The sequence below is a fragment of the Pseudoclavibacter sp. 8L genome, from assembly GCF_902506465.1.
Lineage (GTDB): Bacteria > Actinomycetota > Actinomycetes > Actinomycetales > Microbacteriaceae > Pseudoclavibacter.
In genome coordinates, this window is record NZ_LR733185.1 from 353416 (window position 1) to 374971 (window position 21556).

A 21556-nucleotide genomic window follows, 5' to 3' on the forward strand; every position below is an offset into this window, starting at 1 on the left:
GACGCACGTCGTGTTTGCAATCGAGGCGAACCGACACATTTCTTCGCGAAACGGACACCGTGTGGTGGGTGTGGTCGCGTTTGGCAGCCGGTTCGGCCCGCCAGTGCTACTGAGTCCGGAACCGCCCTGGGCTCATCCCCGTGACCCGACGGAACGCGGTGCCGAAGGCGCTCGCCGACCGGAACCCCGCGGCGACCGCAACGTCGTCGATGCTCTCCCCGTCAGTCAGGAGCACGATGGCACGCTGGATGCGAGCCGTGGCGACCCAGCGGCTGAAGCCCAGGCCGGTCTCCGACTGGAACTGGCGTGTGATCGTGCGGGCGCTCACGCCGAGCTCGACCGACCACTCCTCGAGTGTCCCAGCGTCGCGGACATCAGCGCTGACTGCCTCGACGATGGGAGCGAGCAGGGGAGAGTCGGGAATGCGCAGCAGCAGTTCATGGGGTGAGGGGGTGAGCACGTCGAGCACCATCGCCTCGGTAGTCGCCCGGGACGCGTCGTCGAGTCCGGGCTCCGCGAGGCGGTCGAGGAGCAGGCGCAGCAGGTCGGTGACGTCGACCGCCACGGGTTCGTCGGCGATGGGTGCCGTCGTCTGCACGCTGAACATCGCCGTCCGGTACCAGGTGCCGGCCGGCGTCCACGCCGTGTGCCTGACTCCGGCGGGGATCCAGAGGCCGACGGCCGGCGTGATCGTCCACGTGCGTGGGCCGACTGTCAGCGAGGACGCGCCCCGCGTGTTCCAGATGAGCTCGTGCGTGGGGTGGGAGTGCTCCTCCCAGAAGGTGTTCCGCTCGATCGCCTCGTTCATGCCGTCGATGACGTACGGCACGTCGATGGAGCCTGCCTCGTAGAGGGGCAGGCTCCTCCGGTCGACCTCCGGAGCGCCGAGAGTGCTCATGGCACCAGCCTACGGAGCCGAGCAGATGCCACCCGCACGGCGGTCGTCGTTCAGTCGTGCTCGGCTTTCAGCCAGTCTCCGGACGTCGGCGCCCACCCGTAGGCGTCTCGCGCGTACTGCCCGGTCGCGGCCTGATCCTGCAGGAGCGCGTCGGCGAAGGGGGCGCCGAGCCGTTCGCGGCTCGCATCCGGTGTCTCCTCCACGAGCTCGACCGTGCCGTGCCCTGACGATGCGATCTCGCGAACCGTGGGGTTCTCGCCGCTGGCCGCGATCACGTAGCCGACGGCGGCGCCCTTCTCGAGGACCCGCACGTACAGCTCAGCGAGGTCGTCGACGTGGACGAGTGTCCACCGCTGCCGGCCGTCGCCGACGAGGGACACGGGGCCGGACCCGTCACCTGCGAGGAGCTGGGTGACGCCCCCCTGCCCGCCGTAGACGACCGCGGGTGCGATGATCGCGGTGTTGACGTTGCTGTTGATGACCTGGCGGTCGATGGGGATGCGCCACGACACGATCTCGGGTGCGTCGGGTTCGGACTCCTCCGTGATGGCCGAGTTGTCGCCGAACAGCCAGATGCCGCTCGTGTGCAAGAACTGCGTCGGGGAGTGCACCAGCTCGTTGAGCACGATGGGCACGAAGCTGGGGTCGACGTCTGCCGCCGATGCGGTGTGGATGACGCCCTCCGCCTGGCGGAGCAGTGGGGCGAGCGCAGCCCGGTCGGTGAGGTCGACGACAATCGCCTTCGCGCCTGTCTCTCGAACGAGCGCCGCCTTCTCCTCGCTGCGCACCGCGGCGGTCACGGCGTGGCCGTTCGCGAGGAGCGCGCGCAGGACTGCCGAGCCGATGTAGCCGGTCGCTCCGGTCAGGAACACCTTCATGTTGTTGCCTTCCGCTGTGTCGAACTGGACACTCGGGTGCAACCTCGGCAGGGTCGGAGTCATTCCGGGCGGTCGCACCCGCCGACCGCATCCTCAGCTTTCGTCCGGCCCCGACGGACGGGCGCGGGTGCCCTGCTCGACGGGCGTCGGGTTGCGCTCGTAGGAGTGCTCGTCGAGCGAGCCGCCGGACTTCAGCACTCGCAGCTCCTCTGTCTGCACCCGGAGCGCGGGTGCGGCTGCCAGGTTCGACGGCTGCTCCGGGGTGCCGGGCAGCCACACATTGAAGAACAGGTTCAGGATCACCGAGACGATCGCCGCAGAGCTGATGCCCGAGTCGAAGATCGTGACGAACCAGTCGGGGAACGCGTGCCAGAACTGCGTCGAGACGACTGGGATGAGCCCGAAGGCCAGCGACGAGGCCACGATGATCATGTTGTTGTTGCCGGTGTAGTCGACCTTCGAGAGGGTGCGCACGCCGCTGGCCGCGACGCTGCCGAAGAGCACGATGCCCGCGCCGCCCAGCACGGGGCTCGGGATGACGCTGAAGACGGCGGCGGCCATGGGGGAGAGGCCGAGGAGAATCAGGAGCCCGCCTCCGGCCGCGACGGCGAAGCGGCTCTTGATGCCGGTCAGGGCGACGAGTCCCACGTTCTGCGCGAAGGCGGTCGCGGGGAACGAGTTGAACACGGGGGCGATGAGTGAAGACAGCATGTCGGCGCGCAGCCCGTCGCCGACGCGGCGCGAATCGACCTTCGTTCCGACGACCTCTCCGACGGCCAGCACGTCTGCCGTCGTCTCGACCATGATGACGAGGATCACGATCGTCATGGAGACGATGGCGCCGATCTCGAAGATCGGCATGCCGAAGGCGAAGGGCTGCGGGAACGCGAAGATCGACGCGGACCCGACGGCGTCGAAGTCGGCCTGGCCGAGGAAGAGCGCGAAGACCGTGCCGATCGCGAGGCCCAGCAGCACGGCGAGCCGGGAGAGGGCGCGGATCTTGCTCAGGATGAGCACCACCGCGAAGGTGAGGAAGGCGAGGCCGATCTTGTCGGCGGATGCGAAGCCCTCGGCGGTCGGGTCGGATCCCGTCACCCAGCGCGCCGCGACGGGCATGAGGGAGAGGCCGATGACGGTGATGATCGATCCGGTCACGACGGGTGGGAAGAACCGCACGATCCTGGCGAAGAACGGGGCGATGATGAGGCCGATGGCGCTCGCGACGATGACGGCGCCGAACACGGTCTGGAGTCCGGTCTCCCCGTTGCTGCCGATGATGGCGAGCATGGTCGAGACGGCCGCGAACGAGATTCCCTGCACGAGGGGGAGCCTCGAGCCGAAGTACGGCACCCCGATGGTCTGCAGCACGGTCGCCGCGCCGCTGACGAAGAGCGCGCAGGCCACGAGCAGCGCCTTCTGGCCGACGTCGAGGCCGGCGGCGCCGCCCACGATGAGGGGTACGGCGATGACGCCGCCGAACATCGCGAGGATGTGCTGGACGCCGTAGCCGACGGTCTTGCCTGGGCTGAGCCGTTCGTCCTCTGGGCGAGCATCCGGTGAATGTGACGCGGACGCAGACGCTGCCGGAGGGGTTGAAGGCGCTGGGCTCTTGCGGGACTCGGGAGACATGAGCTGACCTCTCTTGGGGTCGTCAAGCAGCGCTGCCACGCGGGAGCTGGGAGGAGCGCTGAGCTGAGGGTGTGCGGAGGCGCCGGCTCGATGGCCGACGCGCCCCTAGATGAACCCGGGCGTGTCTGCCCAGGCCTCGGGCGCCGGTGCGACGCCGTCTCGGATGACGGTTCCCTCGATGAGGCCGTAGGGGCGGTCGGCGGCGAAGAACACCTCGCCGGGGTTGTCCAGGTCGAACGGGGAGAGGTCGACGAGGAAATGGTGCTTGTTCGGCATTGCGAAGCGGACCTCCGCGATCTCAGGGAACTGCTCGATCGCCACCTTGCCCATCTGCCACAGGGTCTGCTGCAGGGCGAGGGAGTGGACGGTCGCGAACGTCGAGATCAGGACCGCCGAGATCGCGTCGTAGAGGGCGTTGTAGTCGGGTTCCGCATCCACGGCCTCTGGCGTGTAGCGCCAGCGCGCCGTGACCGAGGTCGCGAGGATGCGGTCGGTCGCCTCCGCGAGGGTCGTGTACTTGTCGCGCGGGAAGCCGTGGAACTCGCTGCCCGTCGACTTGAGCACCGTCAGGTCCTTGAGCCCGGCCGTCACGTGGGTCGCGCCGTCGATCTTCTGCACGGTTGCAAGCCGGGTCGCCTTGCCTTTGCGCACGAAGGCGTGGTCGTGCTCGGCGCCGTCCACGCGGATGCGCTCCCACTCGAACTGCTCGGCCTGCCACAGGCCGCCCTCGATCCACTCGAACGCGTCGACGAAGTGCGAGCCGAGTTTGAGGAGGAAGCTCTCCGGCGAGCCGACCCCGTGTTCGCGGGCGAACGCGAAGATGGTGTTCTTCTGCGTGTCGGTGGCGACGACCAGCGAGTTGTCGCCGTCGAGGTAGGACCCGGCGAGGGCCGCTCCGCGGAGCTGGCTGGTGATGTTGAGGTCTTCGATCTCGTGGCGATCGGTGTCACGGGTGATCCTGACGAGGCGGTTCTCCGCCTTGCCGTACTTGTTGGCGCCGAGACTCACGGTGACGTCGGTCATGGTCAGGTCCCCCTGTAGGTCGAGTAGGCGAATGGGCTCAGCAGCAGCGGCACGTGGTAGTGCGGCGGGTCGCCTTCTCCGGGCGCGGTGTGTGCGCTCGCGACGGTGATCGCCACCGTGATGTGCGGGTAGAAGGTCGCGACGCCGCGCTCGGCGAAGTACGCGCCCGTCTCGAACAGGAGCTCGTAGGTGCCAGCGGGGAGCGCCGCGGGCCCGAGGTCGGTGACGCGGCCGTCCGCATCCGTCACCGCCTGCGCCAGCTCCCGGCCGTCGAGCGTCCGGAGGCGGATGCGCACACCCGCTGCGGCCAGTCCGACGGAGCTGTCGAGCACGTGGCTCGTGATCCGGCTGGTCATTCGGTCACCGATTCGTCGAGGCGGAGGAGGGTGATGTCACGGAGTTCCGAGGCGACGACAGCGAGCTCCGCGTCGTCGTCGTTCTCGAGGCGCGCCTCGAGCTGCTCCAGGATCTCGGCGGGGGAGCGGCCCGCGGCTCGAACGAGGAAGATGCGGTCGAAGCGCGCCTCGTATCGGCGGTTGCCCTCGGCGATGCGTTCGCGGAGCTCATCGCCCGCGGCGGCGACCGCCCCCTGCTCCCTGGCGGAGTGCCCGGCGCCCGGTTCGGCGGCGCTGGCACGCTCGCCGATGCGCGGGTGGCCGGACAGCGCGAGCTGCACCTCAGTCTGGCTCCAGGCGGCCGCCGCATCGGCGGCGCGCTCTCGCATGGCGGCTTTCGACGCGAACGGTCGCGATTCAACCAGCGCAGTCGTGAAGGCGGGTATTGCGACGAGCGTCGCGGCGAAGTCGGCTGCATCGGCTTCGCTGAGCCGGTTGTAGTCGTTGATGAGCACAGGCAGATCCCTCCGTGGCGGATAACCGTAAAGCTATCCCTTCACGCCCCGTCGGAGATTTCAGCGAGGTAAAAGAGAGGTTTCCATGCGTTTCGAGAACGCCGCCGACGAGTTCGCCTCAGCGACGGGGCGAGCTGCCGTCAGCTGCGCGCGGTGTGCGATTCGGAGAACAGCGGGTCGCTCGGGTCGGAGTGCGGGGCCCTGGCGATGACCCAGTTCGCGACGCACGGCTCCGGGGAGCGGTTGCTCACGCGGTGCGGTGTCTCCGAGGAGTACGTGATGGAATCCCCGGCACGCAGGGTCACGGTATCGCCGTGCACCTCGACCGTGAGCTCGCCGGAGATGACGACCCCTGACTCGACGCCCGTGTGGGTCGCGAACGAGTTCGCGTCGCCCGCAGAGGCGGAGGTCATGGGCGGGAAGGTCGACTCGAAATGGTCGATGCCCGAGGTGCGCGAGCCGGAGAGGCGGCGGTAGATCACGCCGTTCTCGAGCACCACGGGAGCGATCTCGCCCCGCCGGAGCAGGCTGTAGCTGCCGAAGCTCGAACGCTCGGCATGCGCGCCGGTGCCGCCCGCGAAGACATCCGTGATGGAGGCGCCCAGCTCGCCGACGATCGCGATCAGCCGATTCACGCTCGGCCGCATGACTCCACGCTCGATCTGCGAGACGGCGCTGGCGGAGATGTCGAGGCGCCTTGCCAGCTCCCTGAGGGAGAGGCCGGCCTCCTCGCGGAGCACGCGGAGCCGGGCACCCAGCTCGGCGGCGTCCCCCGCTTGATCGGCGAGCGTCGAAGCAGCGGCGATCTCCGCGTCAGACCTGGGGGTGACGGTCTCTGGTTCTCGCACTGGTCACGCGCCTCTCGGCTCTGGGAACCCACAGAGTAGCAAGCGCGAGCTTCACACCGCCGGAAGCCGGAGCTCCGGCGGTGTGAAGGACGAGCTACGCCGTCGTCGGTCCCAGGTCCGGGTCAGTGGCCTCCGCGGCGGGCGCAGGCGCGACGACGTCGCTCTTCGGCACACCGTCGGTGTCGGCCGAGCTTCCCGCACGGTCGGTGGAGTCAGGGCCGCGGCGCTCGACGCCGACCGTCACCTGAGTGACGAGTGCTGCGATCGCACCCACCGCGACGAGCACCGGGGCGAGTGCCGCGGCGACGACGGTGACGGCGAGGCCAGCGGTCAGGGGGATCTCGAGGAGTGTCGTGCCGTCGTCGTTCTTGATGAACACGCGACGCACGTTGCCCTCGTGGATGAGCTCCTTGACCTTGCCGAGGAGGTTTTCCCCGGAGACCTTGAACTCTTCGTAGCCGCTCTTCTTTTCCGTCATGTGGTGCATCCCTTTCGTCGGTGATCTTGCGTTCGTTGGAACTGGGTCAGGCCATCTTGGAGTAGTCGGGCAGCTCCTGGATGGACCAGGAATTGCCGTCAGGGTCGGCGAAGTAGACGAAGCGCCCCCACGCCTGCTCGTCGATGTCGCTCACGGCGACGCCTCGGCTCTCGAGGTCGGCGTGCGCCTCCTCGATGGAGGCGACGACGCACTGAAGCGCACGCAGCGAACCTGCTGGCATGTCGCTGATGCCCACACCGAAGGCGATCGAGCAGGCGGAGCCGGGAGGAGTCACCTGCACGAACCGGATCTCGTCGCTCACCACCTGGTCGTGGTCGACCGGCCACCCCAGCGTCTCGCCGTAGAAGGCGCGCGAGCGGTCGACGTCGGCGACGGGAACGCCGACGAGTTCGATGCGGTACTCAACCATGATGATGCCCCTGATTCCCCTGGTGTGCCGTTCGGCCGAGACCGGTGGATGCCGGCGCGTCGACGGCGCAGCGTGCGGGCAATCTAGCACCGGCCGCCGACAGTTCCCGGAGGTGCTTTGACTGGGTCGCTCTCGGGTGTCAGCGAACCTCGCGCCAGGCCGCGAGTGCGGCTTCCCGACCTTCCTTCAGCCCAACGATGGGTTCCGGGTACTCGTCGCTGCCCGCCTCGGGGACCCATCGCTGCACGTAGGCCCCGTGCGGGTCGAATCGCTCAGCCTGGCGCTCCGGGTTGAAGACCCGGAAGTAGGGCGCCGCGTCCACACCGGAGCCTGCGACCCACTGCCAGTTGAAGGGGTTGGAGGCCTGGTCGGCGTCGACGAGCGTGTCCCAGAACCACTCCTCGCCGCGACGCCAGTCGGTGAGCAGGTGCTTGGTGAGGAACGAGGCGGTGACCATGCGGATGCGGTTGTGCATGCTGCCTGTGCGCCAGAGCTCTCGCATGCCGGCATCCACGATGGGGACCCCGGTGCTGCCGCGCTGCCAGGCGTCGAGTGCGTCGCGGTCGAGAGCGGGCCACGGGAAGTCCTCGTAGGCGGCTCGCCAGGGCCGCGTGTGCAGCTCCGGGAAGCTGTAGAGCGTGTGCCAGGCGAACTCCCGCCAGAGCAGCTCGCGACGGAAGGTCGCTGCGCCCTCGCCCGTGCGACCCTCGAGGGCGTGCCAGGCCTGGGCGGAGGAGATCTCGCCCCAGCGCAGGTGGGGGCTGAGCCGGCTCGTGCCCTCGAGGTCTGGCCGGTCGCGATCGGCCTTGTAGTCGCCGACGACCCCGTCGAGGAATGCCTCGAGACGCTCGTGGGCGCCGTGCTCACCGGGGGTCCACTCTTCGCGGAGGCCCTCGGCCCAGTCGGGTCGCGTGGGGAGCAGCTCCCAGGAGTCGAGGGGGTCGGAGTCGAGCGAGCTCGCCTTCGAGCCGTGGGGCAGCGCATCCGGTGCCTCGAGCGGCACGCGGGGCGGCTCGTGCTGGAAGCGGCTCTGGCAGGCGTTGGCGAAGGGCGTGTACACGCGGTAGGCCTCACCCTGACCGGTCTGGATCTGCCAGGGCTCGGTGAGGAGCGACCCGGGGAGGCTGTGCGCCTCGATTCCCCCGTCGACGAGGCCCTGCTTGATGCGAGCGTCGATCTCGCGCTCGGCCCCGCCGTAGCGCCGGTTCCAGACGACGAGCTCGGCGCCAGCGTCCTCCGCGACCGCTGGCACGATCTCCTCGGCCCTGCCGCGGCGCAGCAGGAGCGCCCCACCGATCTCCTCGAGGCGCTCGCGCAGGGCGAGCAGGCTGTGGTGCAGCCACCACTTCGCGGCGCCCCCGAGCGCGCGAACGCCGGGGGATTCCTCGTCGAGCACGAACAGGGCGATGACGGGCCCACCGCGCTCGAGGGCGACGTGCAGGGCCGGGTGATCGTGGATGCGCAGGTCGTCACGGAACCAGACGAGCGTTGGGGAGGCCATGCGGCAAGGCTATTGGGCGAACCTCGTTCGCTGGCTGGACGTGACGCTCGCCCGTGTCATCCCAGAGGAGCATGCTGCCGCGACCAGGGGTGGACGCGACCGAGCCGGGCGCGTCCGTAGCGTCGAGGACATGAACACCACACCCCCACTTGTCGCGAGCGTCGTCGACGTTCGGAAGATCTACGGCACCCACGGCAGCGTCGCCGCCCTCGACGGCGTCAGCCTCGGCATCAGAAGCGGTGAGTTCACGGCCATCATGGGCCCGAGCGGCTCCGGCAAGTCGACGCTCATGCACGTCATGGCCGGCCTCGACGGTGCCTCGTCCGGGCGCGTGTTCCTCGGCGACACCGAGATCACGGGCATGGGCGACGGCGAGCTGACGGTGCTGCGGCGCCGAGCGGTCGGCTTCATCTTCCAGGCCTTCAACCTCGTGCCCACACTGGATGTGCGCGGCAACATCATGCTGCCGTTCGACCTCGATGGCCGTACCGTCTCGCGCGACGAGGAGGCCTGGATCTCGCACCTCATCCAGACGCTCGGACTCTCGCAGCGTCTCGCGCACCGACCGTACGAGCTGTCCGGCGGGCAGCAGCAGCGGGTCGCCATCGCCCGGGCCCTCGCGACCCGGCCGAAGCTCATCTTCGCCGACGAGCCCACGGGGAACCTCGACTCCAGGACCGGCCGCGAGGTCCTCTCGCTGCTCTCGACGGCGAGCAGCCAGTACGGCCAGTCGATCGCGATGGTGACGCACGACCCGATCGCCGCGAGCCACGCCGACCGCGTCGTCTTCCTCGCCGACGGCAAGGTCGTCGCCGATCGTCCGCGCACGAGCGCCGCCGAGATCGCGAACCTCATGCTCTCCATGGAGACGGCAGCATGAGTGCCACGAGCACCGCATCTGCGGCCCAGGCAAGCAGCGCCGCCAAGGCGCAGCGCGCCCCCGAGTCCCAGCAGAGCAGCGGAGGCGCCGCCGTCGTGCTCGTCTCCGCCCTCTCGGCGGCCTTCGGCACGGTGCTGATCATGATCGTCGCCGACCTGGCCGCCTACTTCGACGCGATGGGCCTCAGCGAGATCGGCGCCCTCGCCAGCGTGCTCGGCACGGTTGCAGCGCTGTTCTTCGCGATCGCGCTCTTCGTGGGCGCCGTCGTCACGTCGAACTCGGTCGCCACCGTGATCGCCGGACGCACCAAGGAGATCGCGCTGCTGCGCCTGATCGGGGCATCTGGTCGGTCGCTGCGCCGGCGCACCGTCCGCGAAGGGCTCGTCCAGGGCGCCTCGGGTGCTGTTGCCGGGGCCTCCCTCGGTGTCGGGCTGACGGCCCTCGGCGCGCAGCTCGCCATCACGAACGGCGCGCTCGACCCGTTCCCGTTCCCGATCGTGCACCCGGCGATCCTGGCGCCCGTCATCGCCGTCACGGCGGCGACCGTCATCGCGTCCTGGGTCGGCTCGCGCCGGGTCCTCACGGTCTCGCCGATCGCGGCCACCTCGTCCAGCGCAGAGCCCACCATGCAGGAGCTCCGCGCCGGTCGCGGACGCAGCATCACGGCGACGATCCTCATCGCCCTCGGCACCGCCATGCTCATCGGCGGCGTGTTCCTCGGCCTGCAGAGCTCGAGCGGCGTGCTCGTGAGCGTCGGCGGCGGCATGCTCTCGTTCGTCGGCGTCATCGTCGGCGCTCCCGTCATCCTCCCGCCCCTCATGAGCCTCGTGGGCAGCGCCCTCGGTCGCGGCCCGGTGCCGCGCCTCGCCGCCGCCAACGCCGTGCGCAACCCCGCGCGCAGCAGCCGCGCCGTCATCGGCCTCGTGATCGGCATCACGCTCGTCACCATGTTCGCGGTTGCCAGCGAGACCTTCCGCGCCATCACCCTCCGGTTCGGGCAGATGGAGCCCGAGATGTACGCCGCCTTCGAGCAGGTCATCGACGTCACGACCGCCATCATGAGCGTGCTCCTCGGCTTCTCCGTGCTGCTCGCCGCCGTCGGCATGGTCAACACGCTCTCCTTGAGCGTCATGCAGCGTCGGCGGGAGCTCGGGCTGCTGCGAGCGCTCGGCTTCACCGTCGGCCAGGTGCGGCGGATGATCGTGACCGAGGCGGTTGCCATGATCGCCTCATCCGCGCTCTTCGGTCTGCTCCTCGGAGTGTTCTACGGGTGGGTCGGCGCCCAGGCCACCTTCGGGTCGCTCGTCGGACAGCTCGTCCTGCCCAGCATCCCGTGGGTGACCGTCGCCGCCGTGCTGCTTGTGACGCTGCTCATCACCGTCGCCTCGTCGCTGCTGCCGGCTCGTCGAGCCACCCGAGTGTCGCCCGTCGCGGCGCTCGCCGTCGACTGAGGCGCTGACGCCGGTTGTGACGCGCTGACGCCGGTTGTGACGCGCTGACGCCCGTTGTGAGGCGCTGACGTCGGCGGCCTCCGCTAGTGCCCGGCCACGTGCTCCCGCTCGAAGGCCCCGCGCTCCCGCCCGCCCGCAGAGTTGTGGCCCGGTGCTGCTCCCGATCACGGGAGCAGCACCGGGCCACAACTCTGCGCTCGGGCCGGCTCGGGCCGGCTCGGGCCGGCTCGGGCCGGCTCGGGCCGGCTCGGGCCGGCTCGGGCAGGCTCGGGCAGGCTCGGGCAGGCTCGGGCCGGCGCGCGGACAGGCTCCGGAGCGCGCGGACGCTACTACGGCAGTGTGTGACCGGCCGCCGTGAAGATGCGGTAGTACTCCTCGCGCGTCAGATGCACATCCGAGCCCGCGGCCGACTCGGAGACGCGCGATGGGGTAGTCGTGCCGAGAACCACCTGGATGTTCGCGGGGTGACGTGTGATCCAGGCCGTTGCGATGCCCATCGGCGTGACGCCGTACTTGTCGGCGAGCGCCTCGAGCACGTCGTTGAGCTCGGCGAAGTGCTCGCGGTCGCCGAGGAAGACGCCGTCGAAGAACCCCTTCTGGAACGGCGACCACGCCTGGAGGGTGATGCCGTTGAGGCGCGCGTAGTCGAGCATGCCGTTGTCACGGTCGATGGACTGGTCGAGGCCGACCATGTTGGCGGCGATTCCCGACGCGATGATCGGAGCGTGGGTGATGCTGAGCTGCACCTGGTTGATGATGAGGGGCTGCGCGACCACCGACTTCAGCAGCTCGACCTGACCGGGTGTGTGGTTGGAGACGCCGAAGTGGCGGACCTTGCCGCGGTTGTGGAGCTCGTTGAACGCCGTCGCCACCTCCTCGGGCTCGACGAGGGTGTCGGGGCGGTGCAGCAGGAGCACGTCGAGGTACTCGGTGCCGAGGGCCTCGAGCGACTCGTCGACCGTGCGCAGGATGTGCTCGGCGGAGAAGTCGAAGTAGCCCTCGCGGATGCCCACCTTCGACTGGATGAGCACCTTCTCGCGCTCGGCGGGGGACAGGCGGATGGCCTGGCCGAAGCGACGCTCGCAGGCGTGGCGCTCGCCGCCGTAGATGTCGGCGTGGTCGAGGACGTTGACGCCCGCGTCGAGGGCCGTGCCCACGAGGGTGCGCAGCTGCTCGTCGTCGAGGTCCATGATGCGCATGAGACCGAGGACGATGCTCGAGGCACGCACGTCGGTCTGGGGGAGAGTGAAGGTCTTCATGCGGGCATCATCTCAAGTCGCCTCCCGCCGAACCTGGTCGTCGCGGAGCGTCACAGTCGTTCCCCTCGGAGCCGCGCGCGCCTACCCTTTCGGCACAGCATCCGCTGCCGCCCCGGGGGCTGGCTTCGTTCGAAGCCATCGCCGAGGTCACCCCTGGAAGAGGGAGCATCATGTCGGCACAGACTCGCATCGACCCACGCGGGCCGCGGTTCGGGGCAGCGATCACGGCTGTCCTGCTCCTCGTCACCGTCTTCCTCGGCCTCGTCGCCCCGGCGGCGGAGACGGTGGCAGGCAGGCTCGTGCAGCCCGGCTTCCTCCTGCTCGTCGCCCTGACGGCGCTCTTCGCGTGGGGCGCGTTCGCGGGCATCCAGCGGCACCCCTACGGGCGTCTCTTCGCCGCGGTGATCCGACCGCGGCTCGCGCCACCCGCCGAGACGGAGGAGGCGGCGCCGCCGACGTTCGCGCAGGGAGTCGGGTTCGCGGTGACCCTCGTCGGCGTCGTGCTGCACGTGCTCGGTGTTCCGCTCGCCGTGCCGGTGGCCGCCGGTGCGGCCTTCATCGCGGCCTTCCTGAACGCCGCCTTCGGCTATTGCCTGGGGTGCCAGCTGTACGTCCTGCTCCTCCGGGTCGGCGTCATCCGCCCGCGCGGCGTGCGGGCCTGAGGGAGGCGCCCGTGGATGCCTCGCTCGCCGTCATGGTGCTCGTGGGACTCGTCGTCTTCGCCAGCGTCATCGGCGTCGTCCTGCAGCGGACGAACGGTCGCCTGAAGACCTCGCGTGCCCCAGCCGGTGCAGCCGCGGGGGCCGCCGACCTGCACCTCCTCGGGGCCGGCGTCGAGCCGGGGGACAGCGCCACGGTCATCCTCTTCTCCACGGAGTTCTGCGCGAGGTGCCCCGCCACGAAGCGGATGCTCGACCAGCTCGCCGCGACGGCCCCCGGCGTCGTCGTGGCCGAGGTCGACCTCACCGACCGTCAGGATCTGGCCAGGAGCTACGACGTACGGCAGACGCCGACCGTGCTGGTGCTCGACGCCGACGGCAAGCGGGTCGCGCGCATCGGCGGGCCTCCGAGACGAGCTGAGCTCGAGGCGCAGCTCCTGCAGCTCAGCTCGTGACGCGAACGCCCGCGGATCTGACCTCCGAACCCCCGAGTGTGGGAGGCTGAGCGCGTGGACGGATCAGTGGTGTTGCTCGTGATCATGGCGCTTGTGCTCATCGTCGCCGTCGTCGGGTGGGTCGCGCGACGAGGGGTGAGCCGCTTCGACGGCGAAGGCGAGCCCGAGCCCGAGCAGTCCGAGATCGACCTCGAGCTCCTGCCCGAGGATGTGCTGCCCGGCCGCCGCGCGACGATCGTGCTCTTCACCGCCCCCGACAGTGCGGAGTGCGCCGCCACGAGATGGATGCTGCAGGACGTTGCAGCCACCTCGGCGGGGGTTGTGCTCGCGGAAGTCGACACGAGCATCCGCCCCGAACTCGTGCTGCCCTACGACATCGTCGTGACCCCGACGGTGCTGCTCCTCGACGCCGACGGGAACCGCGCCGGTCGCTTCGACGGGTCCCCGCTGCGTGAGTCGGTGGAGGCGCAGCTCATCGAGCTCAGCGTGCGCTGAAGGCGCGTCGGGGGTGTCGACGCGGGCCGGCGCCCAGGCTGTCACCGTCAAGTATTGAAGGGCCAGAAGTCGAAGCTCGCCGAGTGCGCGAGCGCGTCTCGGAGCAGGAAGAAGCCGACGAGGGCGATGATCCAGGCCGTGTTCTCCGCGGCGTTTCGGCTCAGCCAGTCGGCGAGCCGGCGAAGGCGGGGCTCGACCGCGCGTCGAGCGGCGACGCGGCCGAGGAGCAGCAGCAGTGCCGGCGCGACCATGACCACGCAGTAGGCGGCGAGGAGCGGAGTCGACCCGGCGATACCGAGCCCGGAGCCTGTGAGGAGGCCGACCGCCGCCAGGTACGGGATCATCGTCGCGAGCTCGATGAGCCCCGCCGCCAGCGCGAGCGCGATGACGGTCACGGGTGGGCCGTCTCCGAGTGCGCGGTCGCGCCAGCGGGCGAGCCTGCCCTTGGCGGGCTTCGCCGACTCCCCGGGGTGTTCCGGCTGCGCGCCTCCCGGCAGAGCGCTCCCGTCCTGTGCGGCCCCGGCCGCGACCCGGTCCCGCTTCTTGGTCGGCATGCAGATGCCCACAACGAGCAGTCCGCCGCCGACCACCAGCTGAATGGCGTAGGCCGTCGGGGTCTCGAGCACCGCGGCCGCGTTCTCCAGGAAGGCGGACGCCCCGGCCGTCAGGGCGAGCCCGACGAGGAAGTAGAAGCCGGCGATCGTCCCCAGGTAGGTGAGGATGCGCCCGAAGCGGATGCGGCCGGGCGCGAGCAGGAAGAAGATCGGGATGAGGAGCGTGCCCGCGCTCAGGCTGTCGACGAGCGCGAGACCGAGGAGCGAGAGCAGGAGTTCAGTGGACATGCCGCAACCCTCCTGTGCACGGGCTCCCGGCCGCATCCGCTGAAGGATGCCAGCCGCGGTGCTCGCGTACATCGTTCGGGTGACCGCGCGTGGGCGTCCGTGTGCTGGGATGGTGCCATGACCGAACCGCAGAGCGCCGTCGCGCCGGGAACCCGGCACCTCCGCGCCGGTTGGCGGCCCGACGAGGATGCGACGACCACGCTCTTCGCGATCGCGGCTGCCGTCTTGCTGGCGCTCTTCGACTCGCCTCAGCACATCGCGCTGAGCCTCGGTGCGGTTGCGCTCGGTGGGCTGGCGCTCACCCAGAAGCGGCGGTTCCCCGTGCTCGTGCTGCTCGTCTGCGTGACCGTGTCGGTGTCCGCTTTCGTGTTCGTGGGCGTGATCGGCGGGGCCGTCCTGGTGCTGGATGCCCTCTATATCGTCGGCCGGTACAGCCCGCCGGCGGCGCTCCGAGCGGTGCAGGTGCTCGTCGCGGTGGCCGTGGTGGCGGCTTTCGCCGTGCCCGTGCTGCTCGGCGAGGCGCTGCGGCAGGGCGTGTTCTTCGGGCTGCAGGCCCTCGCGATCTTCGGCACGCCGCTCTGGTGGGCGAGCTCGGTGCGTCAGAGCGCGGAGCTCGCGCGGGTGCAGGAAGCTCGCGCCGACGACGCCGAGCGTCTGCTCGTGCTGGAGCGGGAGGAGGCGGTGCGCGACGAACGCGAGCGCATGGCCCGCGACCTCCATGACGTGGTGGCGGCCAACCTCTCGGCGATCGCCATCACCTCGGAGGCGGCTCTCGCGGGGTCCGGCGTGCGAGGCCGGGAGGCGGGGGCGCTGCAGGCGATCCGCGACTCGGCCCTCGACGGGCTCGACGAGATGCGGTCGATGATCCTCATCCTCCGAAGTGGCGCCGGCGATGGGGAGGTCGCGGCGCCGCCGAGGCTGGCTCAGGTCGCGGAGCTCGTGGCCTCGGCGGACTCGGTCGAGGCGAGCATCGTCGGGGAGGTGCCGAGCGCATCCGCCGCCACGGAGCAGGCCCTCGCCCGTGTGGTGGCCGAGGCCGTCTCGAACGCCGGGCGGCACTCGCCGGGCGCCGTCGTCGAGGTGCGCTTCGAGGAGCGGGCTGACTGGCTCTCCGTCGTCGTGACCTCGACGGGCGGCACCCGGATGCAGGCAGCGCCGGGCACGGGCAACGGGCTCGGTCTCATCCGCGAGCGGGCGGAGCGCCTCGGCGGCCACCTCGAGGCTGGGCCGACGCCAGACGGTGCTGGGTGGCGAGTCGCAGCGACCGTGCCGCGCACCGCGGGCGCGAGGGCGCAGACCACTGAACGACCTGAGGGGAGCACATCGTGACCGAGGAGATCGACGGACCCATCCGTGTGCTCGTCGCCGACGACCACGCCGCGATCCGGGCCGGGCTGCGGCTGCTGCTCGAGGCCCACGGCATCGAGGTCGTGGGCGAGGCCGGCGACGGGGCCGCGGCGATCAGGAACGCGCGGGCCCTGCGACCCGACGTCGTGCTCATGGACGTCCGCATGCCGGGGACCGACGGCATCGAGGCGACGCGAGCCATCGTCGCCGACTCGCTCGCGCAGGTGCTGGTGCTCACCACCTTCGACCTCGACGAGTACGTGTTCGGCGCCGTCCGGGCAGGGGCTGCCGGGTTCCTGCTGAAGACGACGTCGGGGCCGGCCCTCCAGGCCGCAGTCGAGGCGGTGGCTCGGGGCGAGGGAGCCCTGTCGCCGGAGGTGACACGGCGTCTCCTCGATCGCTTCGCGCAGACGGCTGACGGCGCTCCGACGCCGACTCCCGAGGTGCCCGGGCTCGCCGAGCTCACGGCGCGAGAGCGGGAGGTGCTCTCCGCGCTGGGCGAGGGGCTGTCGAACTCCGGCATCGGCCAGCGGATGCACATCAGCGCCTCCACGGCGAAGACCCACGTCTCGCGGGTCCTTGCGAAGCTCGGCGTCGTGTCCAGGATGGAGGCCGCCGTGCTCGCGCGTCGGGCTGGCCTCAGCGACTGACGCGCGCCCGCATCCGCGAGACGGGGTCCTGGCGACGTCGAAGGTCTGCTCCGTCTTGCTCTGCGAGAAGGCCTCGTGCTCGACGCGCGGAGCTCTCGCGGTGCGCGCGGCGCCCGACTAGGGTTTTTCCGTGACGACTGAACGGGTGCGGTGGGGAATTCTCGGGGCGGGCAACATCGCGAGGACCTTCGTGGGCGACCTCGTGGCGCAGGGCCTGGAGGTGGCGGCGGTCGCGTCTCGGGATGCGAGGCGCGCGGCCGAGTTCGCCGCTGAGCTGTCGATTCCGACCTCCTACGGCAGCTATGAGGCGCTGGTCGCCGACCCCGGCGTCGACGTCATCTACATCGCGACGCCGCAGGCGTTCCACGCCGAGCAGGCGCTGCTCGCGATCGACGGAGGGAAGCCGGTGCTCGTGGAGAAGTCGTTCACCAACGACGCCCCCGAAGCCGAGCGGGTCGTCGCGGCGGCCCGCGCCAAGGGCGTGTTCGCGATGGAGGCCATGTGGACGCGCTTCCTGCCGACGGCCGACGCGATCGGCGACGTCCTCGAGCGCGGTTCGATCGGCGAACTCGTGAGCGTCTCCAGCTCGCATTTCCAGAACCTCGACGTGGCCCCGACGAGCCGCCACGGGAACCCCGAGCTCGGCGGTGGCGTCATGGCCGACCTCGGCGTCTACGGCGTCTCCTTCGCCTCGAGGTATCTCGGCGAGCCCACCTCGATGCTCGTCGACGGCGAGGCCTCGGAGCTCGGGGTCGATCTCTCCGCCTCCGTGCTCCTGCGGCATGGTGCCGGCCGCACCTCGGCGACCCTCACGCGCATGGATGCGCCCGGCTCGAACCGCGCGGCCGTCGTCGGCTCGGACGGCTGGATCGACATCGACTCGGTCTTCTACGCGTCGACCTCGTTCACGGTCTACGACGGCGGCCGAGGGCAGCGCGAGCTCCTCCGCTTCGACAAGCCGCAGCACGTGGGTCGCGGCATGCAGTTCCAGGCGCTCGAGGTCGAACGGTGCCTCAGCGCCGGCGAGCTCGAGAGCCCGCGCATGCCGCTCGACGAGTCGATCGCCATCATGCGAACGCTCGACCAGGTGCGGGCGCGCATCGCGGCCGCTCGTTCCAGCTCGGTCTCGCGCTAGGAGCTCGACCAGACCCCGAGCTCGTTGCCCGCCGGGTCGGTGAAGTGGAATCGGCGGCCACCGGGGAACTCGTACGGCCCGCTCACGACCTCGCCGCCGGCCGCGCGCACCTGCGCGACGCTCGCCTCGAGGTCGTCGGAGTAGAGCAGCACAAGCGCCCCGCCTGGAGTGACCTGGGGGTCGAGTCGGAAGCCGCCCACCTCGTCGGTGGCGTCACCGCCGGGCCGTCGGATGCCGACGTAGTTGGGGCCGGGGCCGTAGTCGTTGAAGCTCCACCCGAAGGCATCGCCGTAGAACTGCTTGGCCACGGCGAGGTCGGTGACTCCGAACTCGAGGTAGTCGATGGAATGGTGGGCGCGGGCGGCTGGTTCCGTCATGCGAACCAGTCTGCCCGCAGCCACCGACAATTCACCGTCGCCTGGCAGGAGATCAGCTCGCCGCGGCGAGCTCCGCGAGCACCTCGCCAGCGGCGATGGGGCTCCCAGCCTCGGCGCGCTGGCGGAGGACGCCAGCGGCCGTGACCTGAACAGGCGTCTCCATCTTCATGGCCTCGACGACCGCGACGGCAGTCCCCGCCTCGACTTCGGCGCCGTCCTCCACGAGCCAGCGCAGGAGCGTGCCCGCCATGGGGGCCGTGACCGACGAGCCGGACTCGCTGCCAGCATCCGCTGCCCCTGCAGAACCTGCCGCACCGGCAGGCGACGCCGCGGCAGCCGAGCCGCCGGCGGCGAAGAGCGTCGCAGGGAGCCGGAGGGCGACGCGGCGGCCGTCGAGCTCAACCCACGTCGAGACCACGGAGGGGCCACTCGGCTCGACGGCGAGCGCCTGCTCGGGGACCCGCTCGGCGAAGGTCGTCTCGATCCACTGCGTGTGCACGCCGAAGCCGGGGACGCCCTCGGCGCTCTTGCCGCCGATGAAGTCCGGGTCGTCGAGCACCGCGCGGTGGAAGGGCAGCACCGTCGGCACGCCTTCGACCTCGAACTCGGCGAGGGCGCGGCGCGCGCGGCGCAGCGCCTCCTCGCGGGTCGCGCCGGTGACGATGAGCTTCGCCAGCATGGAATCGAACTGGCCGGAGACCACGGAGCCCGTCTCGACGCCCGAGTCGACGCGGACGCCCGGTCCGGACGGTGCGCGGAACAGCGAGATGGTGCCCGGCCCCGGGAGGAAGCCGCGCGCCGGATCCTCGGCGTTGATGCGGAACTCGAGCGAGTGCCCGCGGGGTGCGAACTCGGCTGCGTCGAGCGTGAGCCCGTCGGCGATGCGGAGCTGCTCGACGACGAGGTCGACACCCGCGGTCTCCTCGGTGACGGGGTGCTCGACCTGCAGGCGCGTGTTGACCTCGAGGAACGAGATGACGCCGTTCGCGTCGAGGAGGAACTCGACGGTGCCAGCGCTGCGGTAGCCGGCGGCCGCGCAGATGTCGCGGGCCGAGGTGTGGATGCGCTCCCGCTGCTCCGCGGTCAGGAAGGGGGCAGGTGCCTCCTCGACGAGCTTCTGGTTGCGGCGCTGCAGCGAGCAGTCGCGGGTGCCGACGACGACGACGTTGCCGTGCTCGTCGGCGAGCACCTGCGCCTCGATGTGGCGCGGCGACTCGAGGAACTGCTCGACGAAGCACTCGCCCCTGCCGAAGGCGGCGACGGCTTCTCGCCCGGCTGCGGCGAAGAGCTCCTCGACCTCGTCGAGGCGGCGCGCGACGCGCAGGCCGCGGCCACCGCCGCCGAACGCGGCCTTGATCGCGATGGGGAGTCCGTGCTCCTCCGCGAAGGCGCTCGCCTCTGCGGGGGAGTCGACGGGGCCGCTGGTTCCGGCGACGAGCGGCGCGCCGACTTGCTCGGCGAGGCGGCGGGCCGAGATCTTGTCGCCGAGCAGCTCGATCGCCTCGGGAGACGGGCCGATCCAGACGAGGCCCGCCCCCTCGACGGCGCGCGCGAATTCGGCGTTCTCGGAGAGGAAGCCGTAGCCCGGGTGCACGGCGTCGGCACCCGTGGATGTCGCAGCAGCAAGCAGCTTCTCGGTATCGAGGTACGTGTCCCGCGAGGTCGCGCCCTCGAGCGGCACGGCCTCGTCGGCGAGGCGCACGTGAAGCGCATCGGCGTCGCCGTCGGCGTACACGGCGACGGAGGCGACCCCGTAGTCGGCGCAGGCGCGGGCGACGCGCACGGCGATCTCGCCGCGGTTCGCGATGAGGACCTTGGTGATGCGGGTCATCGGAGTTCTCCTGAGGTCTGGGTGCGTGGGGTCTGGGTGCGTGGCTGGTTGCCGCGCGGTTCGACGATGCGGAATCGCACCGTCGCGCCGACGGGCAGCTGGCCCGCGAGGGGGAGGTCGTCGGTGATGACGGCGCCGAGCACGGGGTAGCCGCCGGTGAGGGGGTGGTCGGCGAGGAAGAGCACCGGCTGCCCGTTCGGGGGCATCTGGATCGCGCCGCTGACGCAGCCCTCGCTGGGCAGCTCGCCGCTCTTCACTCGGGTGAGGGCGTCGCCGTCGAGTCGCACGCCGACCCGGTTCGATTGCGGCGTCACCTGCCAGTCCTGGCCCGTGAAGCGCTCGATCTCCTCGGCGGAGAACCAGTCGTCGCGGGGGCCGAGCACGATGCGCAGCTCGACGGTCTCGCCGCCGGCTCGGGGAAGCTCGCGCGGCGGGGCGTCCGCGACGGGGCTGGCAGCGAGGAGGGTGGCGTGGGGCGCGAGGACGCTGAGCAGGTCGCCGGCTTTCAGCGCGTCGGGGCCGAGCCCCGCGAGGAGGTCGGTCGCGAGGCTCTCGAGCACCGGGGGCGCGCCGAACCCGCCGCGCACCGCGAGGTAGCTGCGCACTCCGGCGGCGGGGGAGCCGAGCTGCAGTTCGTCGCCGTCGTCCAGCGCGAACGCCGCTCCGAATGGGGCGGTGCGGGGAAGGGTGCCTGACACGGTCAGGGGCACCTCGGCGCCCGTCACCGCCACGACCTGCGGGCCGTGCGCCCGCACCAGGAGGCCGCCGTAGGCGACCTCGAGGGTGGGGGCCTCCGCAGCGCTGCCGACGAGGCGGTTCGCCTGGCGGTGGGCTGGCGCATCCAGTGCCCCGGAGGCGGAGACGCCCATGCTGGCGTAGCCGTCGCGTCCGAGGTCCTGGAACAGGGTCTGCAGGCCAGGGGACAGCACTTCGAGGGCGGAGGGGCTGTCGCTCGTGTCGACCGCACCCGCTGGTGTGGCCCCTCGGGCACTGTGTGCTCGGTCCTCGCTCACGCTCGCGCGGGCCCTCGTGGCGGCGACGCTGAACGTGACGAGATCACCTGGCGCCATGAACGCGGCCGGGTCGCGGTCGAGGTCCCACATGGGCACCTCGGTGGTGCCGATGAGCTGCCACCCGCCGGGGCTCTCGCGCGGGTAGACGCCGCTGTATGTGCCTGCCAGCGCGACGGAGCCCGCGGGGATGCGGGTGCGGGGCGTCGCCCGGCGTGGCACGTCGAGCACGGGGTCGTCGCCTGTCAGGTACGCGAAGCCGGGAGCGAAGCCCACGAACCCGACCGTGAAGGTCGAGCTCGTGTGGCGGCGCACGACTTCGTCAGTGGAGAGGCCGAGGAGCTCGGCGACCTCCGCGAGGTCCTCACCGTCGTACCGCGTCGGGATCTCGAGACGCCTCGGCTGTCCCGTGCGCACGCCGCTGAGGTCGGCTGCCGCGGCGGCGGCCTCGATCTCCTCGGCGGTGACCCGGGCTGGCCGGAACGGGACGAGCAGGGTGCGCGCACCCGGCACCATCTCGCCGACACCGGGGATGCGCAGTGCGGTCAGGGCGTCGAAGAGCGCGATCGTCTCGTCGAGGCTGTTGCACTCGATGAGGACCGCATCGTCGCGGGCGGTGAGGACTCTCAT

General features: G+C 70.8%; 23 protein-coding genes. 8 read left to right on the forward strand and 15 right to left on the reverse strand.

All coding sequences use genetic code 11. From position 1 onward, the window contains the following. Positions 1–106 precede the first annotated feature (106 nt). The 10 genes from GV007_RS01625 to GV007_RS01670 all read right to left on the reverse strand — a co-directional run bounded on the left by GV007_RS01625 (position 107) and on the right by GV007_RS01670 (position 8535). Entirely contained in the window at positions 107–898 is a 792-nt protein-coding gene (locus GV007_RS01625) for a helix-turn-helix domain-containing protein (protein WP_160070715.1), read from the reverse strand. Positions 899–948: 50 nt separating this feature from the next. Next, entirely contained in the window at positions 949–1776 is an 828-nt protein-coding gene (locus GV007_RS01630) for an NAD-dependent epimerase/dehydratase family protein (protein WP_160070716.1), read from the reverse strand. A gap of 93 nt (positions 1777–1869) precedes the next feature. After that, positions 1870–3405, reverse strand: coding sequence for a nucleobase:cation symporter-2 family protein (locus GV007_RS01635; RefSeq protein WP_160070717.1), 1536 nt, complete (start codon positions 3403–3405; stop codon positions 1870–1872). A 105-nt stretch (positions 3406–3510) separates the two neighbouring features. After that, entirely contained in the window at positions 3511–4428 is a 918-nt protein-coding gene (gene pucL / locus GV007_RS01640) for a factor-independent urate hydroxylase (RefSeq protein ID WP_160070718.1), read from the reverse strand. A gap of 2 nt (positions 4429–4430) precedes the next feature. After that, positions 4431–4784, reverse strand: coding sequence for a hydroxyisourate hydrolase (gene uraH, locus GV007_RS01645; protein ID WP_160070719.1), 354 nt, complete (start codon positions 4782–4784; stop codon positions 4431–4433). Continuing rightward, positions 4781–5278 carry a 2-oxo-4-hydroxy-4-carboxy-5-ureidoimidazoline decarboxylase gene (gene uraD, locus GV007_RS01650; RefSeq protein WP_160070720.1) on the reverse strand — a complete coding sequence of 166 codons (498 nt, stop codon included), beginning with the start codon at positions 5276–5278 and terminating at the stop codon, positions 4781–4783. The genes uraH and uraD overlap by 4 nt, the downstream gene beginning before the upstream one ends. Before the next feature lie 140 nt (positions 5279–5418). Continuing rightward, on the reverse strand, positions 5419–6126 hold the full coding sequence (locus GV007_RS01655; protein ID WP_236558235.1) for a helix-turn-helix domain-containing protein: 708 nt from the start codon (positions 6124–6126) through the stop codon (positions 5419–5421). Between the two features lie 94 nt (positions 6127–6220). Beyond that, positions 6221–6604, reverse strand: a complete 384-nt coding sequence (locus GV007_RS01660) for a DUF4342 domain-containing protein (protein ID WP_104241981.1) — start codon at positions 6602–6604, stop codon at positions 6221–6223. A gap of 46 nt (positions 6605–6650) precedes the next feature. Further along, positions 6651–7034, reverse strand: coding sequence for a VOC family protein (locus GV007_RS01665; RefSeq protein ID WP_160070721.1), 384 nt, complete (start codon positions 7032–7034; stop codon positions 6651–6653). Positions 7035–7173: 139 nt separating this feature from the next. Next, entirely contained in the window at positions 7174–8535 is a 1362-nt protein-coding gene (locus GV007_RS01670; RefSeq protein ID WP_160070722.1) for a cryptochrome/photolyase family protein, read from the reverse strand. Positions 8536–8665: 130 nt separating this feature from the next. Between GV007_RS01670 and GV007_RS01675 the strand changes: the two genes are divergently transcribed. Together GV007_RS01675 and GV007_RS01680 are read left to right on the forward strand one after the other, a co-directional pair. Then, entirely contained in the window at positions 8666–9415 is a 750-nt protein-coding gene (locus tag GV007_RS01675; protein ID WP_160070723.1) for an ABC transporter ATP-binding protein, read from the forward strand. After that, on the forward strand, positions 9412–10866 hold the full coding sequence (locus GV007_RS01680) for an ABC transporter permease (protein WP_236558236.1): 1455 nt from the start codon (positions 9412–9414) through the stop codon (positions 10864–10866). The genes GV007_RS01675 and GV007_RS01680 overlap by 4 nt, the downstream gene beginning before the upstream one ends. A gap of 329 nt (positions 10867–11195) precedes the next feature. Here the strand turns inward: GV007_RS01680 and GV007_RS01685 are convergent, their stop codons facing one another. Then, positions 11196–12125 carry an aldo/keto reductase gene (locus tag GV007_RS01685; RefSeq protein WP_160070724.1) on the reverse strand — a complete coding sequence of 310 codons (930 nt, stop codon included), beginning with the start codon at positions 12123–12125 and terminating at the stop codon, positions 11196–11198. A gap of 170 nt (positions 12126–12295) precedes the next feature. Here GV007_RS01685 and GV007_RS01690 point away from each other — a divergent pair, with 170 nt between their 5' ends. Genes GV007_RS01690 through GV007_RS01700 form a run of 3 tightly spaced genes read left to right on the forward strand, consistent with a single transcriptional unit; the run spans position 12296 to position 13734 of the window. Beyond that, the gene (locus GV007_RS01690) at positions 12296–12787 is read left to right on the forward strand and encodes a DUF4395 domain-containing protein (RefSeq protein ID WP_160070725.1); all 492 of its coding nucleotides are present in this window, start codon (positions 12296–12298) and stop codon (positions 12785–12787) included. 11 nt (positions 12788–12798) lie between these two features. Next, entirely contained in the window at positions 12799–13239 is a 441-nt protein-coding gene (locus GV007_RS01695; protein ID WP_160070726.1) for a thioredoxin family protein, read from the forward strand. A gap of 54 nt (positions 13240–13293) precedes the next feature. Continuing rightward, the gene (locus tag GV007_RS01700) at positions 13294–13734 is read left to right on the forward strand and encodes a thioredoxin family protein (protein ID WP_146080186.1); all 441 of its coding nucleotides are present in this window, start codon (positions 13294–13296) and stop codon (positions 13732–13734) included. Between the two features lie 47 nt (positions 13735–13781). Here GV007_RS01700 and GV007_RS01705 read toward each other — a convergent pair whose 3' ends face one another. Beyond that, the gene (locus tag GV007_RS01705) at positions 13782–14576 is read right to left on the reverse strand and encodes a GAP family protein (protein WP_160070727.1); all 795 of its coding nucleotides are present in this window, start codon (positions 14574–14576) and stop codon (positions 13782–13784) included. 117 nt (positions 14577–14693) lie between these two features. On the opposite strand from GV007_RS01705, the gene GV007_RS01710 reads away from it, so the two are divergent. From GV007_RS01710 to GV007_RS01720, 3 genes are all read left to right on the forward strand, one after another. Beyond that, on the forward strand, positions 14694–15905 hold the full coding sequence (locus tag GV007_RS01710; RefSeq protein ID WP_160070728.1) for a sensor histidine kinase: 1212 nt from the start codon (positions 14694–14696) through the stop codon (positions 15903–15905). Continuing rightward, positions 15902–16573: a response regulator gene (locus tag GV007_RS01715; RefSeq protein WP_236558238.1), complete on the forward strand. Its 672-nt coding sequence runs from the start codon at positions 15902–15904 to the stop codon at positions 16571–16573. Before GV007_RS01710 ends, GV007_RS01715 begins: the two co-directional genes overlap by 4 nt. 130 nt (positions 16574–16703) lie before the next feature. After that, positions 16704–17708, forward strand: a complete 1005-nt coding sequence (locus GV007_RS01720) for a Gfo/Idh/MocA family protein (RefSeq protein ID WP_160070729.1) — start codon at positions 16704–16706, stop codon at positions 17706–17708. Here the strand turns inward: GV007_RS01720 and GV007_RS01725 are convergent. Genes GV007_RS01725 through GV007_RS01735 form a run of 3 tightly spaced genes read right to left on the reverse strand, consistent with a single transcriptional unit; the run spans position 17705 to position 21556 of the window. After that, complete coding sequence (locus tag GV007_RS01725) at positions 17705–18085, reverse strand: VOC family protein (RefSeq protein ID WP_104241028.1); 381 nt, start codon at positions 18083–18085, stop codon at positions 17705–17707. The genes GV007_RS01720 and GV007_RS01725 overlap by 4 nt on opposite strands. Positions 18086–18137: 52 nt before the next feature. Then, positions 18138–19916, reverse strand: a complete 1779-nt coding sequence (locus GV007_RS01730; protein ID WP_236558240.1) for an acetyl/propionyl/methylcrotonyl-CoA carboxylase subunit alpha — start codon at positions 19914–19916, stop codon at positions 18138–18140. Then, positions 19913–21556 (reverse strand): 5-oxoprolinase/urea amidolyase family protein, encoded by a 1644-nt coding sequence (locus tag GV007_RS01735; protein WP_160070730.1) that lies wholly within the window; start codon positions 21554–21556, stop codon positions 19913–19915. The genes GV007_RS01730 and GV007_RS01735 overlap by 4 nt, the downstream gene beginning before the upstream one ends.

Coding starts and splice junctions, on each gene's coding strand:
- GV007_RS01710 (WP_160070728.1), top strand. CDS start 14,694: ATGACCGAACCGCAGAGCGCCGTCGCGCCGGGAACCCGGCACCTCCGC.
- GV007_RS01685 (WP_160070724.1), bottom strand. CDS start 12,125: ATGAAGACCTTCACTCTCCCCCAGACCGACGTGCGTGCCTCGAGCATC.
- uraH (WP_160070719.1), bottom strand. CDS start 4,784: ATGACCAGCCGGATCACGAGCCACGTGCTCGACAGCTCCGTCGGACTG.
- GV007_RS01630 (WP_160070716.1), bottom strand. CDS start 1,776: ATGAAGGTGTTCCTGACCGGAGCGACCGGCTACATCGGCTCGGCAGTC.
- GV007_RS01625 (WP_160070715.1), bottom strand. CDS start 898: ATGAGCACTCTCGGCGCTCCGGAGGTCGACCGGAGGAGCCTGCCCCTC.
- GV007_RS01680 (WP_236558236.1), top strand. CDS start 9,412: ATGAGTGCCACGAGCACCGCATCTGCGGCCCAGGCAAGCAGCGCCGCC.
- GV007_RS01705 (WP_160070727.1), bottom strand. CDS start 14,576: ATGTCCACTGAACTCCTGCTCTCGCTCCTCGGTCTCGCGCTCGTCGAC.
- GV007_RS01670 (WP_160070722.1), bottom strand. CDS start 8,535: ATGGCCTCCCCAACGCTCGTCTGGTTCCGTGACGACCTGCGCATCCAC.
- GV007_RS01735 (WP_160070730.1), bottom strand. CDS start 21,556: ATGAGAGTCCTCACCGCCCGCGACGATGCGGTCCTCATCGAGTGCAAC.
- GV007_RS01690 (WP_160070725.1), top strand. CDS start 12,296: ATGTCGGCACAGACTCGCATCGACCCACGCGGGCCGCGGTTCGGGGCA.
- GV007_RS01635 (WP_160070717.1), bottom strand. CDS start 3,405: ATGTCTCCCGAGTCCCGCAAGAGCCCAGCGCCTTCAACCCCTCCGGCA.
- pucL (WP_160070718.1), bottom strand. CDS start 4,428: ATGACCGACGTCACCGTGAGTCTCGGCGCCAACAAGTACGGCAAGGCG.
- GV007_RS01665 (WP_160070721.1), bottom strand. CDS start 7,034: ATGGTTGAGTACCGCATCGAACTCGTCGGCGTTCCCGTCGCCGACGTC.
- GV007_RS01730 (WP_236558240.1), bottom strand. CDS start 19,916: ATGACCCGCATCACCAAGGTCCTCATCGCGAACCGCGGCGAGATCGCC.
- GV007_RS01660 (WP_104241981.1), bottom strand. CDS start 6,604: ATGACGGAAAAGAAGAGCGGCTACGAAGAGTTCAAGGTCTCCGGGGAA.
- GV007_RS01725 (WP_104241028.1), bottom strand. CDS start 18,085: ATGACGGAACCAGCCGCCCGCGCCCACCATTCCATCGACTACCTCGAG.
- GV007_RS01675 (WP_160070723.1), top strand. CDS start 8,666: ATGAACACCACACCCCCACTTGTCGCGAGCGTCGTCGACGTTCGGAAG.